Source organism: Enterococcus termitis (genome assembly GCF_001730305.1).
Lineage (GTDB): Bacteria > Bacillota > Bacilli > Lactobacillales > Enterococcaceae > Enterococcus_L > Enterococcus_L termitis.
This window is the reverse complement of the sequence record NZ_MIJY01000043.1, coordinates 66,642-81,803: the sequence shown is the minus strand read 5'-3', so window position 1 is coordinate 81,803 and position 15,162 is coordinate 66,642. Positions and strand designations below refer to the sequence as shown.

12 protein-coding genes are annotated in these 15,162 nt (G+C 35.6%); 1 reads left to right on the top strand and 11 read right to left on the bottom strand.

Translation table 11 applies throughout. From position 1 onward, the window contains the following. Nucleotides 1–2: 2 nt before the first annotated feature. The 5 genes from BCR25_RS14510 to BCR25_RS14490 all read right to left on the bottom strand — a co-directional run bounded on the left by BCR25_RS14510 (nucleotide 3) and on the right by BCR25_RS14490 (nucleotide 7,087). The gene (locus tag BCR25_RS14510) at nucleotides 3–1,886 is read right to left on the bottom strand and encodes a glucose PTS transporter subunit IIA (RefSeq protein WP_069664311.1); all 1,884 of its coding nucleotides are present in this window, start codon (nucleotides 1,884–1,886) and stop codon (nucleotides 3–5) included. 108 nt (nucleotides 1,887–1,994) lie between these two features. Continuing rightward, nucleotides 1,995–2,816: a PRD domain-containing protein gene (locus BCR25_RS14505; RefSeq protein WP_069664310.1), complete on the bottom strand. Its 822-nt coding sequence runs from the start codon at nucleotides 2,814–2,816 to the stop codon at nucleotides 1,995–1,997. Between the two features lie 424 nt (nucleotides 2,817–3,240). Beyond that, on the bottom strand, nucleotides 3,241–4,566 hold the full coding sequence (locus tag BCR25_RS14500) for a family 4 glycosyl hydrolase (protein ID WP_069664309.1): 1,326 nt from the start codon (nucleotides 4,564–4,566) through the stop codon (nucleotides 3,241–3,243). Between the two features lie 58 nt (nucleotides 4,567–4,624). Continuing rightward, entirely contained in the window at nucleotides 4,625–6,187 is a 1,563-nt protein-coding gene (locus BCR25_RS14495; protein WP_069664308.1) for a PTS transporter subunit EIIC, read from the bottom strand. 102 nt (nucleotides 6,188–6,289) lie between these two features. Next, nucleotides 6,290–7,087, bottom strand: a complete 798-nt coding sequence (locus BCR25_RS14490; protein WP_069664307.1) for a carbohydrate deacetylase — start codon at nucleotides 7,085–7,087, stop codon at nucleotides 6,290–6,292. Between the two features lie 158 nt (nucleotides 7,088–7,245). Between BCR25_RS14490 and BCR25_RS14485 the strand changes: the two genes are divergently transcribed. After that, nucleotides 7,246–7,977: a MurR/RpiR family transcriptional regulator gene (locus BCR25_RS14485; protein WP_069664306.1), complete on the top strand. Its 732-nt coding sequence runs from the start codon at nucleotides 7,246–7,248 to the stop codon at nucleotides 7,975–7,977. 74 nt (nucleotides 7,978–8,051) lie between these two features. Here BCR25_RS14485 and BCR25_RS14480 read toward each other — a convergent pair whose 3' ends face one another. The 6 genes from BCR25_RS14480 to BCR25_RS14455 all read right to left on the bottom strand — a co-directional run bounded on the left by BCR25_RS14480 (nucleotide 8,052) and on the right by BCR25_RS14455 (nucleotide 15,150). Then, nucleotides 8,052–9,296 carry a glycoside hydrolase family 16 protein gene (locus tag BCR25_RS14480; RefSeq protein ID WP_245792229.1) on the bottom strand — a complete coding sequence of 415 codons (1,245 nt, stop codon included), beginning with the start codon at nucleotides 9,294–9,296 and terminating at the stop codon, nucleotides 8,052–8,054. 451 nt (nucleotides 9,297–9,747) lie between these two features. Then, nucleotides 9,748–11,034: a GHKL domain-containing protein gene (locus BCR25_RS14475; RefSeq protein WP_069664304.1), complete on the bottom strand. Its 1,287-nt coding sequence runs from the start codon at nucleotides 11,032–11,034 to the stop codon at nucleotides 9,748–9,750. Nucleotides 11,035–11,036: 2 nt separating this feature from the next. After that, on the bottom strand, nucleotides 11,037–11,765 hold the full coding sequence (locus tag BCR25_RS14470; protein ID WP_069664303.1) for a LytR/AlgR family response regulator transcription factor: 729 nt from the start codon (nucleotides 11,763–11,765) through the stop codon (nucleotides 11,037–11,039). Nucleotides 11,766–11,880: 115 nt separating this feature from the next. Beyond that, the gene (locus BCR25_RS14465; RefSeq protein ID WP_069664302.1) at nucleotides 11,881–12,633 is read right to left on the bottom strand and encodes an ABC transporter permease; all 753 of its coding nucleotides are present in this window, start codon (nucleotides 12,631–12,633) and stop codon (nucleotides 11,881–11,883) included. Next, nucleotides 12,630–13,493: an ABC transporter ATP-binding protein gene (locus tag BCR25_RS14460; protein WP_083242705.1), complete on the bottom strand. Its 864-nt coding sequence runs from the start codon at nucleotides 13,491–13,493 to the stop codon at nucleotides 12,630–12,632. Before BCR25_RS14460 ends, BCR25_RS14465 begins: the two co-directional genes overlap by 4 nt. 19 nt (nucleotides 13,494–13,512) lie before the next feature. After that, complete coding sequence (locus BCR25_RS14455) at nucleotides 13,513–15,150, bottom strand: ATP-binding cassette domain-containing protein (protein WP_069664301.1); 1,638 nt, start codon at nucleotides 15,148–15,150, stop codon at nucleotides 13,513–13,515. Nucleotides 15,151–15,162 lie beyond the last annotated feature (12 nt).

Here is a 15,162-nt window from a genome sequence, read left to right as displayed (position 1 = left end):
TTTTATCCTCTCAACTGCCATGCAGGCTTGCTTTTATTATGATCATCTTTTACTAATTCCGTATACGCTCCTTGATCCGTTATGACCACAATCACGGTTGGATCATACTTTTCTTGGCAAATGGCGTCAATATCCACTTCTAACAGCAAATCGCCTTGTTTTACGGTCTCTCCTTGTTGGCAGAACGATTTAAAATGTTTGCCATTTAATTTTACAGTATTTATTCCAACGTGGATCAGTAGACTCACACCTGATTCAGTGCTGATCCCAATAGCATGATTGGTGTGAAATAGCGCTTCGATTTTTCCAGAGATCGGAGCATAAATTTTTCCACTAGTAGGGCGTATCGCAAACCCGTCCCCTAACAGTTTACTGGAAAATGTTGCATCATTTACCTTTTCCAGCTCAATCATTTCCCCAGTAACAGGTGCCTGGATATTCAAAGCTTGTTGCGTCGGCTTTTCTGTTTTGTATTTTCCTTCTATTTCTCTTTTCTCTTGCTTCCCATCTGTGAATTCAATGGCATCATCTAATTTATATACAGTTTTCCCTAAAATATAGGTTAAGAAGGCTGTCGTCAGCACGCCAGCGATTAGACCGACTAGCAAACTTAACACTCCGCCTCCCATAAAAACAGGCATAGTAACAAAATTATTGGGAACGCCAAACACGAAGGCTTTTGCTCCCATGACTGATGTGATGATACCACCAATACCACCGCCGACAAGGGTCCCGATCAAAGCGCCTCGATACTTAAAGATAATTCCATATAATGCTGGTTCTGTCACACCCATAAAGCCTGAAATAGTAGCTGAAACAGCAATCTGTTTATTCGTTTTTCCTTTCGCTAAAAAAATCATTGTTAGTGCTGCTGTTGCTTGACAGAACGTACTTACATAATTAATTGGATTGATCGTTGTATAGCCAAAAGTTGCAATCTGTTGCGCTTGAAGAGGACGAACCGCATGATGCATCCCAATCAACACTAATAATGGTCTAGTCGCACCAATCACACCTCCCGCAAACCAAGGAACAGCTTTAAACAACCAATCAATACCAATCGCTAAATAGTTTCCTCCATACGTTGCAATAGGAGCAATGATCGCCAAAGTGACCGGCATCATCACCACAAACGTCAACGTTGGAACCAAAACAATTTTCAACGCAGACGGCGTGTATCTTTCAAAAAATTCGTTGACATACTTTAATACTACCACAGCTAAAATAACTGGAATCACTGTTGAATTATAATCAATGAATGGAAGATCCACAATGCCAAACAGTTTTAACGGCTCCAGCTTTTCAGCAGCTCCATTCAAAATCGTCGGATACATCATACACGCCGCAATTCCCATAGCCATATATTGGTTGGTCTTAATCCTCTTAGCTGTACTTACTGCTAACATAAATGGGAAAAAATAAAGCGCACAGCTGCCCATGATCGTTAACATCACCATCACATTACTTGTCTCAGAAACATGGAAACTCATCAACATAAATCGAATCCCTTGTAAAATACCACATCCGATAAGCGGTGGTAACGCATCGACCAAAATCGCAGATAAATTTTCTAATGCTCGATGAACCAGATTCCCCTTTTTACTAGTCCCTTTTTCTTGAGTCACTTGTGTTTCACTGGAAAATTCTGGGTACTGAGCGACTACTTCCTTGAACAACGTAGCCACTTCATTTCCAATAATCACCTGACATTCATTTCCTTGAATCTGAACACCAAAAATAGGTAGCTTTTCAAGATCTTCTTTGTTGATTTTCGCTCTTTCTTTTACAGTAAACCGTAATCGTGTCATACAATGCCGCAAAGAAACTACATTCTGTTCACCGCCGATCAATCGTACGATTTCTCCTGCTAATTCTTGATTCTTCATTTTTTTCCCTCACTTTTTTTAAGACAAAAAACCTATGCTTAATTAAAGGAAAAACAGTTCCCTTAACTACTCATAGGTTATGCCAACTTAATGTAACGATTCCTACTATTACTTTATTTTATTTAAGTTTAAAACTAAGTAAAACTTGTCAGTATTGGTTACAACCCAATTCTTCTTTTTTTGCAGGAATGAAGCAATTAACTCTACACACTCCACTTCCTTTGGACAGTTGTTTAGGATTGGATCAATAAAATCTGGATTCAGCCGATTGATCTTTTCGTTATTCAGCAATCTCATTAAAAAATATTTAATATGCGTTACTAATCGGTTATATGAAATCGAGGTTTCATCAAAGTCAATTTTGTAAAAATAGATAATAATCTTCATAATTTCATTGGTCAGCTCAGATAATTCAAATACCTCATCACCGCTAATACTATTTAATTGACCATTCACAAAATGCAAGGCCAAAAAAAATGCCTCTGACTCTGGTAAATTTACGTTCAATTTCTTATTGATCTTTTTAACTGCCATTTTTCCTAGATCATATTCAACTGGGTAAAACTTTTTTACTTCCCACTCTAGTGGACTTGTCATCTCACTATTTTTACTTAATCGTTTTAAAGCAAAATTAATATGCTCTAACATGGAGAAAAAAAGTGATTCCTCCAGCTCTTCAAATTTATTTTTAACCATAGAAATAATGTCATCAACAACTTCTATTTCAGCTGTTGAAACCTTCATTAACGTAGCCGCAACCTGAGGTACTGACATATTCTCCGGTGCATAAAATTGCTTTTCGATTCTTGCCCGTTCAACGATATCTCCCGGATACGATTGGAAGCCGATTCCTTTGCCCATTATAATACTACGCTGCCCGTGATCATTGACCAAAACAACATTATTATTTATTCTTTGTTCTAAAATCACCTAATTACCTTCTTTCTAAATACGTTTTATTTCTTCCTCCCATCCCAATCAGTTACAAATAAAAAATGACCTAAATACTGCGCAAAAAATGCCCAGTATTTAGGTCATGCCGGCTCTATCCGTAACAAATCCTCTTATTATTCTTTTTCGAAAGCAAGCGCTTACTAATTTTAAGATACCTCAATTCAACTTACTTGTCAACCGCTATTGAATAATCAGCGCTTCCTTCCTCCTCTTATCCACTAAAGCTTTGGCTCTACTGACATTCTGCAAAACAACAACCTTTTTTCAGTTTAAAACACCTTGATCTGTGCCCTAAAAGTTGTACATGAAACATACAGCTTTTAGGAAACACAGCAGTCTACCTTTTTTACGTTTACTTAAATAACTAATTCAATTCTCTTACACTTTTTATACTAAATACTTACTGTAAATTCGGCCACAGCCCTTTATTCGCTGCATATAATTCATCCAGTACTTTTTTCCCTACCGTATAGTTTGGAATTGTTTTATTGAGCATTACAGCTTCCATAGCAGTTTGATATGAACCAGATAATGCTGCATCTACTGTCATTTTTTCATAAGCTTTCTGCATTTCCATCAAGCCTTTTTGAAATGTTGGGATGGCGCCAACAGTAATCGTTTCTGCTCCCATGCTGCCTACATAAGCAGGTACTTCAACAACTGCTTCTGGATCAAAATTGGAAATCGATCCATGATTTTTCTTATTAACAGTGAAACGTTCTCTAGTATTATGAATGATCGCATAGGCAATATCCACAATATAATTTCCATGGACTCCTGCATGTAAGGAAGAATCCTTTGCAGTTCCTGCTGCAATCACTCGTCTACACTCATCATAAATACGCTTTTCTCTTCCTTGCATCACATAATCCCCACGCGTAAAATCTGGTGTATCATGTTCCAGCATTTCATCCGGTGTTAGATAATACTGTAAATAGCAATTTGGAAAATACTCTGGGAAACGCTTGAACAAACTTACCATTTGTTTATAGGTATCAATCCAATACTGATCTTCTTTGGTTTCATCATTTGATTGCAATAGGGTATCAATTTTCCCTGAAACAACGTCTTCTCTTAAAACAGGTAGTAAATCTCTCCCATTTTCATCAATAATATTCGTCCACCAGCCAAAATGATTCATCCCGAAATATTTAAATGTTAAATCATGTAGGTCTTTGTTGAAGTAACTAGCAATCGCACCTTCAATGGAAATAGGCATATCACAAATACATAAAACTTTAGCCTCAGGAAATTCACGATAAATTGCTTCAGATAAAATCGCTTCAGGATTTGTATAATTCAAAATCCAAGCATTCGGACAAATATCCTTAACCTTGCGGATGATCTCCAATACGGCGGGAATCACACGCATAGCAAAAGAAAATCCCCCTAAGCCGCACGTTTCCTGACCGACAACCCCATTTTTCAAGCAAATTTTTTCATCGATCGCCCGCTGTTTATTTAAACCTGGACGAATCTGCATAAATAAGAAATCTGCGCCTTGTAAAGCTTCTTCAATATTGGTTGTGTAGGTCACGGTCACTTTTGATCCTAATTCCTTATAGTACATTTCTGTATATTGTCCTAATAAAGACACGCGTTCCTCATCAATATCATACAAAACTAATTCACTTAAATTTAGCTCTTCCGCTCGTTTTCTTAAAACTTCTAAGATACCTGGAGATTGGGTTGAACCTCCTCCAACCATTACAAATTTATTACTCATTACTTTTTCCTCCTACTATTTTAATCAGTTGTCTGTCTCTTTTTAGCTATTTGATTTTCTATGACTGAACATGTTTAAGGTGCTCCATATACGCTTCAACTTTTTCTCTTTCCTCTTCTACACCTACTCCGATAATAATCTGAATGTGTTTCCCTTTATCAACAATTCCCGAAGATTTAACTTTGTCTTTCAATAGTTCCATATCCACCTTATTTTCATCACGAACATCCACACGTAAGCGAGTATAACAATTGATCATACTCTCAATATTATCTACACCACCTAAGCCAGCAACAATGTTTTGTACTTGTGGGTCAAATGATTCGTTTCCACTGCTAGTTACAACTTCTGTATCTGTTTCTGCTGAATCGACCATCACTTCTCGTCCTAAGGTTGGAATATTCAAGCGAAGGATCAGTTGTTTGAAAACAAAATATTCTAAAACAGCCGTCACAACAAACATAATAGGAATCAAATACTGATGCCCTAAATTCATCGGAAATGCAAAACTGTTGATAATCATATTAATTCCCGTATCAAATTGAATATTGATTCCAACTAAATTTGTTAAAAATAAACTCAACCCATAAACAATTGAATGTGCAAGCCATAATACCGGCGATAAGAATAGGAATAAAAATTCCAGCGGCTCCGTTACACCAGCTAGGAAGGCCGTTGTAACTGTCGGTATCAAAATAGCAGCGACTTTTTTACGATTCTCTGGTCGTGATGTTTTCCAAAGGGCAAAAGCAATCCCAATTGGCAGTGAAATAGAACCAAAGTTAGATAAGTAACCAATAGAAGGATGCATTGCTGTAATCTGACTAGCATTTCCTAATTCAGCTAACCAAATATTGTACGCACCATTGTAAACCTGACCTGCAATCTCCGCCGTTCCTCCTAGAGGTGTGTAAAATAGCGGCATCCATAGAAAATGGTGTAGTCCTAATGGCAATAACATTCGATTTAAAAAACCATAGAAGAAGAACCCTGCTGAACCTGCTGTTGTCGTTGTTTTAACAACCGCTTCAACTGCTGAATTGACCATCGGCCAAACATAAGTAATTCCAATAGCGAAAAGAATTGTAGCAAATACAATAATAATATAAACAGATTTTGTACCTGAATAAGGAGATAAATAGCGATGAAGTTTAATATTTCCTAACTTATTCACTAGCCAACCAACCATCACACCGAGAAAAATCCCCAGAAAAACACCCATGTCCGTGACTTGAACACCTAAAACTATACCTTGTCCTGTAGCAAAAAGACCTTGCTCCCCTTCTACTGCTAGTCGATCTGTTAGAGTTAACCAAGAATTATTAGCATACAAGAAAAGCAAATAAGTAATAATCCCTAAAATCGCTGCATCTGTTTTGTATTTCGGTTTCGCCAAAGCAGCCGCAATTCCCACACAAAAGATCACACCAAGCTGCCCGATCATCCCACTCGATAAAACCCCAAAAACAAAGTTCCCAATATCTTTTCCTACCGTCGGCATCGCATCCAGCTTTAAAATCGCACAAACAGATAAAATAATTCCAGTAACAGCCATAAACATAACAGGTTGAATAATCGCTTTTGAAAAAATGCTTGCTGATTTCATAACTTTTTCTTTCATTCCCATTACTCCTCTACTTAATTTTTAGTTGCAAAGTACCCCTCTATCGATCTTACCTACCTCCAAACAAAAACAACTCTTCTTAACTAATTTTTCCTAAAACTAACCCACTGATGACACATTTCCATAATGAAATAACTCAATATTGTTTTTGGCGAGTAATTCTTGGGTCTGCGAATCACATAAAATGGCAACTTCTTTGACTCTAGCAACATTAAACGATGAGTGAAAATAAAGCTGTTCGTCCACAAAAGCTGGATGCACCATCAATTCAGTTATTTCTTCATGTACTACCTTATCTAAAACAGCTTGTATTTCTGCCAAACAGGCATCTCGATTTTCTTCAAATGATCGGGTTAAATCACGAATTGCTGGATAATTCATTAAGTCCTGAAACCCTTTGATCCCTTTTTGACAAGGCAAGTGCAGATTTTTTTCTAAGTCAAAAGCATTGCGAAACGGCAGTTGATATTTTTCAGCGATTCGAGCCGTAATTGCTAGATTTTCAGAAAACGTATGCACATGATGATGACTATCCAAATGAGTGAGATTTAAACCGCTTTCAATCAAATGATCAATTTGGCAACACCATTCAGCAAAAATTTCTGCTTCAGTCATCGACTGACGTACTTGTTTGTATTGATCTAAATGATAAAAATTCCCCTGATCATCTACAAGCGATTTCCCAGTTGTTTTCGGTCGACCACACGTCAATACCAAATGTCCACCCACACCAAGTTCTGGATTTTCTTTGGCTAATTGAATGGCTTCAGCACATCCTGGCATATTTGCCATCAAAGTTGTTGACGTTAGGGCGCCGTTTTGAAAAGCTTTAATAATTCCGAAATTTACCGCAGATGAATACCCAAAATCATCCGCATTAATGATTACTTTTTTCATTTTGCTCCCTCTTTTCAAAAAGAAAATATTTTTATAAAATGGTTGTTTCTCCCTCTACACTTGCAGTATAGTATAATAAAAAAGCGGATACAACAGCCTAGAACGAACATGAATGCGTTTTCCTATAGTGGAAATATTTTCAAAGAAAGGTGAATACTATGACAAAACTCTATTATTTAGATCGCTTATTTCCGAACAGTCATCTTCGGGAAGAAGATGAAGACATTATTGAAAGAATCGTTGATGCCGTTCGAGCAAAAGAGGATCTGGATATTCGACATCTTGCAAAAATCAACTATACCTCTCCATCTTCCATTAGTCGCCTAGCAAAAAGAGCAGGCTTTAATAATTTCAAAGAGTTTATCTTTTTTCTATCGAGCAAGTTTACAGACGCATCCATTAATATTGTCGAAGCTCTTCCATATGTAACCACTAGCCATAGCTGGGACAAGATCGACAGCTATTTTAACGAGGCTTTTTCTGAAAAGAAAGTCTATTTATTTGGTGAAGGGTTTTGTCAATTTTTAGTTAACTACACCTATCGAAAATTACTGATGAAAAAAATTTATGCCATAGATTTGGACGGTGTAGAGATCAGTTTGGTTTCTGACAGCACACCACATACCTTAATTACCTTTTCTTATTCCGGGGAAAATCAAAACGGCTTAATTAAAATGAAAGAATGCAAAAGCTATGGCGGAAAAGTGATTAGCATAACGGCTACTGAAAACAGTCGTTATCATCGTGAAGCTGACCTGTCATTTTTAGTTGATAGCGGTGTCCCTATCGCTGATCAGGAAAATCAGAATTTGAACTATTTTTTTGGTAATTGCTTAAATCTTATGGAATATCTGATTAATAAATATACCAAACAAAATGGGCAGCAATAGTAAAGTGGGGCATGACTCAAACAGTCATGCCCCACTCATGCGGAATTCAGATAAATGATGGAAGCAGAACCTAGCTATTCAAAGCTCCACTGACTTCTCCATGCTCCCTGATGCATTGTTCCTACTTCTAAATATCCTAAGTTACTTTCTGTATGAATCACTTGTGTTGGCTTCCAACGGTTAACAAATCTGGTATAATTCCCAACCTTCTCTTTTTTCCATTGAGCACTATAATACGTTTCTGGTACCTTGCCATGTTCAACAAACCCTTTTTGATTTTCATTATGCAGCAATTCCCCAGTCGCAACATTCTTTATCAAGAAATACTCCCCTTTAGGGACTAATTGCCATTTTTCATTCTCTCCATTTGTTTTTGATAGACCAACTTTATCAGAAGTTGCCGTCAACTGAATGAATTCTCCTGTTTCTCTACTTTTGATTCCTTGTTTCGGTAATTCATATCCTTTATTTTTCTTATATACTCTAAAATAATCAATCGCCCATTCTTTTGGATAAACATCATTGGCAGCGCCTGAACCAGCATCTGTGTAAATATTTAAGATCGTCCCCATCGGATAATCCGGTGCTTGGTTTATTTCCTTGTATAAAATACCATCATAATAAAATTTAAGCGAACCCGGCGACCAGTCTAGTCCATACGTATGAAATTCTTCCGTCTGATTGCCGTGTGGCACAGGATCTTCCATCAACGTCCAGTTTGTTTGGAAAAACGGATCATTCCAGCCGAATGCCGCAATCCGCCAAGTATCTGGTTTACGGAAAAATGTTTCAATCACATCAATTTCGCCTGTTCGTTTTGAATTAAACCAATCATTTGTATCATCTTGCAGCCCGACCATCCACCAAGCCTGATGACCACCGCCACCAGCATTAGACAGCTTGGCACGTAATTCAAAATAGCCATACGTTGTCGCGTAACCCGTCCATTCTTTTTGATCACTCAAAAGTGTTTGACTGCCGCTAAAATTATGCACCCAATTTTTATTAAACGACATGATTGCACTAGATTTTACGTTTCCATCCAACTCTGGTGCCCACGGTTGTTGATCTTTGTCGATAAATTCAATTAGCTTACCATCTTCAAAGCGGTAATTAGCTTTAGCTGTCTCAGGATCTCGACTCCAGTGAGGCAAATAGTAGTCTGTCCATTTTGTTCTATCCAGACTATCTCCATTAAATTCATCATGAAAATCTAATGTATATCCTTCCTTTTCAGGTACTCCCTCCTCTGCATTCGCTATTTTTCCAAACCCTAACAATAGACTTGAAGTTAAGAAAAAACACACTACTTTTCTCACGATCTGTAACCCCTTTCATTATATTTATATTTTGACACGCCTATCCTACCATTTTTTTACCTAAGATTTTCTCTATTCGATAAAAATGAATCTATTTTCTAAAATCGAAAGTATATTCAGCGTGCTTTGCTGGACATCTGTTAGAGATTATAGTGTGAATAAAGATGGATTAACTGCAAACTTGCAAGGCTGCCCTATGAATAGAAAAAGAAATAAAAAAACTTGAACAGAATGAGTTCTATTGAATATAGACTTCATTGTATTCAAGTTTCTTCAGTGTCCAACATTTTGGGTTTACTACAGTCAGGTTGTTCGGCACTCCAAAGTTTAGGATAAACACCTCGAGTTTTTGCATACTTACTTATCTCTTTAGGAGTGAAGCTATCATCTTTATCTTTTTTTACAATATCAAAATCCTCAGTCTCATATTGTCTTCATATAACTCACAAATTTAGCCTCTAGCGTTTTCCATTTTTCCTATTGGAATAACAATCAGTGCACTGAATTGATTCGAAAAAACTGAAAAATCGCAATAACCACCTAAACGCTTACTCCTCATTTTAATACTTCTAATTCCAATACCGTTTCTTCCACTTAACTTTGATGACAGTATATTTTTTGTATTTGAATCAAAGCTAGTTTTCTCAGTTTCATTCAATACTTGAATAATTAGCTTTTGATCTTTAAAAAAGATTTTTATGTTGATTGCAGTACCTGATAAGATCCTAGATTCTTCTTCAATAGCATTATCAAGTACGTTTCCTAAAATAGCACATAAATCGATTGCCTTTTCAGATAAATCCAAATCACTAGGGACCTTGGCATCTAGCACATAAGATATTCCAACGTTTTCCATTTTTGCTATTTTATTCATGAGAACAATATCAATAACCCAATTATCTGCATACCTAACACGTGATAAACTGTTCGTTGAGACAAGCTTATTAATCACATCTTTTGCTTCTTCAATTTTTCCTGATTCAACATAATGAAGGATAACCAACATAATATTTTTTTGATCATGTTGAATCGTTCGCATCCTCTCAATATCATGCAATCTTGTTTCATAGTAGTCATTTTGTACCTCTGTGTACATAAACTCATTGAGCTGCTGGGTTTTCCTAATCAAATTATTGCTAAAAAGAATTGTCACCAAGTTGATTGCTAAAATGCATAGATTAAGAACCATTTCATAGATTGCGGGTAAATAAAGTAGAATTGAACGAGCTAGAATAAGGCAAGAAAGAATTGGAATGGCGGATAACATTATATACTCACTATCAGCTAGAACAACCTCATTACTATCACGAAATTTGCTTAAAAAAACCGTTAGGATAAAGAAAAACGCGGAGACAAACAAAAAAGAAACAATAAATGATTTCAATTCATCTAAATTAGAAAGTGGATTATTATCCTCTCTATTGTACGCAATGGCAAGACTAAGGACACTGTTTTGACACATCAATAAAACAGCTAAAAAAGAAATGTGAAATACTTTTTTGAGTAAAGATCCTTTGAATATGATTATAACAATCAGTAGTATCCCAATTACTCCGTTAACATTGAGATAGTATTGGCTATTTTCGTCACCTAACCTAATAATTGATAAAACAAAAAATAGTGTACTTAATCCAAAAAGACGTAGACCACTGAATCTTGGCTCAAGAAACGTAATGGAATAAATCATAATCGTCAAATATTTTACGATCATGATTATTGCGACTACAGCATATATCATTTTTACATCCCCACCCATTTTTTAATGAACTTGCTATACAAAAAACGAAAATGCTTTTTTTGACGTCGACTTATACTAATAAATTCATTATTTTTCAAAACAATCAAATCATCCTCTATTCGGTCAATAAACCGCATATTGACGATCGTTCCCTGATTAACCTTAGCAAAAAAAAGATGGTTCAGCTGCTCCTCAATAGCAGTAAGTTTTCCATAAAAAGACAATTCCTCATCATTTTCAAGCTGAACGTTCAGCTTGCGTCCCAACTCACTTCTTATAAGAATGATTGCTCTTTGCGACAACTGATGTTGCATTTTTCCAATTTTAACAAATAAATAATTACGTTTATCTTCAATTTCTTCTACTGCTGCATCTAAGGTGACAGTCAGCATATCTTGTGTTAACGGCTTGAGCAGATAGCGAAAAGGGGAAACTTCAAAGCTTTCAAGTGTGTATTTGGTGTAACTTGTCAAATAGCATATCAGAACATCGTTATCCATTGTTCGAATTTTTTTAGCAACCTCAATACCATTCATACCGTTCATTTCAATATCAAGAAAAATCATTTGATAGTTTTCTTGCTGATTTTTCACATGCTTAAGCAGAGATTCTCCAGAACTAAAGATGTCGATCTCTATCGTTAAAGAAGATCCCTTAAAATAGCTTTCGATTTTTTCTTCATAGTCTGAAGACAGTAATACTTCATCATCACATAGTGCTATCCGATACATCCTAACACATCCTTTTCTCTCGTTCTATGTTTAGTATATCAGATTTTGCTCTGTGTATGTTTAGCGTGACAAAACAATAAAGACTGCGAACAATCCGCAGTCAAATATATTTTTATTAAAAGTCTTTGTGATTGAAGTTCTTTAGAGTAACTGCTATGACAGCTATAGTGAGAAAAATCAGAAAAATGCTTTGGTAGATCAATGTTGGCATTGAAAAGTCTGCTTTATCAAAAAGCGTCAAATAGCCTGGAACAAACACGTTGATTGAGTGAATGTACATTAACATTTTTAAAACTACATATACAACTAACGCAAAAACTATTGATCGAAAAACGCCGAAGTTAATTGAGAAAGCAAACGCCATAGCAGAGAGAAAAATTAACAGCAGAATTCCCGCAAAGCTTTTCAAAAGAAGGATTCCGTGATAAGACTCAAAGGAAAAAAAATCTGTATTTCCGACAGACGATCGGGCCATAAAAAGAATATAGAATATACTCGATAGAATGAAGTTAAGAATGTAGCACACCAAAATGATTGTGACGATAGCCGAGAATTTTCCAATCATCAATTTTTTTCTCGACTTTGAATGACTAATCTCAAATAAAATTTGTCCGTCTTGAATTTCCCCGCCAGCAGTTGAAGCAGCCAAATAAGAAAACATAATCAATGGAATACCAAGCATCATCAACAAGGACCACATAACCGTACAGAAGGTTATTATATCTATTTCGCCAGAAATTTCTACAAAATCCCAACCCAGAAAAACGCCTAACGAATATAAAAGTGAAAAGCTGCTCAATATTAAAATTGCTAGAAAAATTTTTCTCTTATAAAGCTTATATAATTCCGTTTTCAGTATATTGATCATTGTTTTCCCTCCTCGTAAAACAATGACGTTAACCCATCGTTCTCTATTTCAAAGTCGATAACCTTTAGTTTATGAAAATACACATTCTCAAGTATAAAATTAAGTACCTCCATATCTTTAGTGATAATGATACTACCGTCCTCAGCTATTTTAATTCTACTTTCAAAAATTTTGTTCAGTTGCTCAACAGTACCGTTAGTAATGATTTTCATCTTGACCTGATCTGCTTTTCCAACATCGATCAAGGTTTTCTTCTCAATGAGTACATATCGATCGCATATCTGCTCTATTTCAGATAACTGATGGGAAGACACAAGAATCGTCTTTTTTTCAATTTTACTAAGGTCTTTTATCAATCTAATAAAAGATTCAATACCAACAGGATCTAAACCAACAAATGGTTCATCGAGTATTAGTAGATCTGGATCCTCCATCAGTGCCAACGCTAGCCCTAAACGCTGCTTCATTCCAAATGAATATCCCTTAACTGCTTTATTATCAACCGCTAAATCAACAAATTTAAGTAACTGTCTAATTTTTTTATCTAATACCTCTGGCTTTGTTTTACCTGAAGAATATCCGTGAATCACTTTCAAATTTTCATATCCATTCATATAATCAAAAAATTTGCAATCAAGTAAATAACCGACTTTTTTCATTTCACTTGAAAAAGAAATATCACCTTGATCTTTTTGAGTGAATCCTAGAATCATTTTCATTAAGGTCGTTTTTCCACTACCGTTTTTTCCAATCAGTCCAACAATCTCACCTTTTTTAATTTTAAGATCAACAGCCTCCAAGACAAGGTGATCACCATATTGTTTTTTCAGCTCTCTTATCTCTACCATTGTTTCCATCATTAAATATCACCTCAAGTTCCTATTCTGTAGATGCTAGTGGCAGTAAATTGGAATCTAACAATGTCCTATAGTCACCCATTCCTACAATCCTGCCATTATTCATCACAATTATTTGATCTACTAGAGTCAGTACTTCTTTGGATAAATCGTGAGTAACAAAAACCACCGTTCCTTTCATTGCTTCACAAATATTTGTCATCACAGTTTGTTTTGTCTGAAAATCAAGTGAGGATGAAATTTCATCTAAAAGAAGGAATGTGGATTTTTTTAAATATGACCTAGCGATAGAAATACGCTGTTTCTCACCACCTGACAATGAATCAACGGCAATTTCATCAATATTTTTATCTGAGAAAAAGGCAACCTTGATTAATGCATCATTAATTTCCCTAGTTTGATGATTTGATAGCATCGTTACATTCTTACTAATTGTTTCCTTAAACAAATAGGGAGATTGTCGAACATAAGTTACGTTTAATTGTCCCCTATCTTTTCTATACAGAGAGCCATCAATCAGTATTTCTCCTTCATAACAATCATAATTTCCTGCCAATAAATTTAATAACGATGTCTTTCCAGCACCACTTTGTCCAATAACGGCGTATTTTTTCCCAAATTCAAACGTTAATTCGATATCCTGAAGAAGTTTCTTATTCTCCGAAGAATTTACCGAAACCTTATCCAGTTTGACCTGTCTAGTCATCTCTATGTCAGAATCTATTTTAATTGCCTGAGTATTAATAATCTGATCAATCTTATTCCGAATTGATTTACTGCCCATTATTTCCAAGATAGAAGTAGATAATTGTTGTGAGGGCTGTATCACTGAATTTGTGATTTGAACCGACGCAACCAACATCCCCAATGTCATCTCACCCCAAAAGACCAAAAATCCACCTACACAGAAACAAGCGATTAGCGTCATGTACTGACTAGTCGAAATAACCTGCCCCAATATTCCAAGCTGCACATTCATATTCTTCTCGTCTTTTTCCATTTTCTTGATTGAATGACTCGCATTCATGTAGAAAGATTTTTCAGCACAAAAACTGACTATATCGTCATAGCCTGAAATAATATCCGTCAATTTTGTTAGAAAAATGCTTTTAGAGCTTGAATACTGAGAGGTCAAATAATCGATTTTCTTCCCAAAAAAACTGGGCAAGAAAATGACTAGAACAGTAGCTATCACCACAGTAAGTGCCATTAACTTACACGTCATAAAAAGAAAACTCAAACTAAAACCAAGAACAAAAATATTTTGGATCAATGAAATTAAATTCTGAAAATAGTATTGCTCATATAATTCAAGATCGTATTCAAAAAGGTTGAGTTTTTCACTACTGGTCATGTTAGTTAGCTCGTGTCTATTGCCATTGATCAGATACTTGACGAGCTTCTGCTTGATTAAAATATGAAACTTTTCAGTCAGTCTCGACGCCACGATAGTCAAGCTGAAATTAAGCGTAAATTGTATACATAAGAAGCCTAAGAGTAGGAATATATATCTATATAATTTAGATTTATTTAAGTCTACAATGGAATCAATTAGATTTTGAATTGCATTTGCAAAATAAACATCAGACATCCCTATGAGAATGGATAAGCCTATTAAGAATAAAATTAAGGTTGCTACTCTTTTAAAAATAGTTTTCATATGCTATCGACC

Coding starts and splice junctions, on each gene's coding strand:
- BCR25_RS14460 (WP_083242705.1), bottom strand. CDS start 13,493: ATGATGGAAACAATGGTAGAGATAAGAGAGCTGAAAAAACAATATGGT.
- BCR25_RS14470 (WP_069664303.1), bottom strand. CDS start 11,765: ATGTATCGGATAGCACTATGTGATGATGAAGTATTACTGTCTTCAGAC.
- BCR25_RS14490 (WP_069664307.1), bottom strand. CDS start 7,087: ATGAAAAAAGTAATCATTAATGCGGATGATTTTGGGTATTCATCTGCG.
- BCR25_RS14500 (WP_069664309.1), bottom strand. CDS start 4,566: ATGAGTAATAAATTTGTAATGGTTGGAGGAGGTTCAACCCAATCTCCA.
- BCR25_RS14465 (WP_069664302.1), bottom strand. CDS start 12,633: ATGATCAATATACTGAAAACGGAATTATATAAGCTTTATAAGAGAAAA.
- BCR25_RS14455 (WP_069664301.1), bottom strand. CDS start 15,150: ATGAAAACTATTTTTAAAAGAGTAGCAACCTTAATTTTATTCTTAATA.
- BCR25_RS14485 (WP_069664306.1), top strand. CDS start 7,246: ATGACAAAACTCTATTATTTAGATCGCTTATTTCCGAACAGTCATCTT.
- BCR25_RS14510 (WP_069664311.1), bottom strand. CDS start 1,886: ATGAAGAATCAAGAATTAGCAGGAGAAATCGTACGATTGATCGGCGGT.
- BCR25_RS14475 (WP_069664304.1), bottom strand. CDS start 11,034: ATGATATATGCTGTAGTCGCAATAATCATGATCGTAAAATATTTGACG.
- BCR25_RS14495 (WP_069664308.1), bottom strand. CDS start 6,187: ATGAAAGAAAAAGTTATGAAATCAGCAAGCATTTTTTCAAAAGCGATT.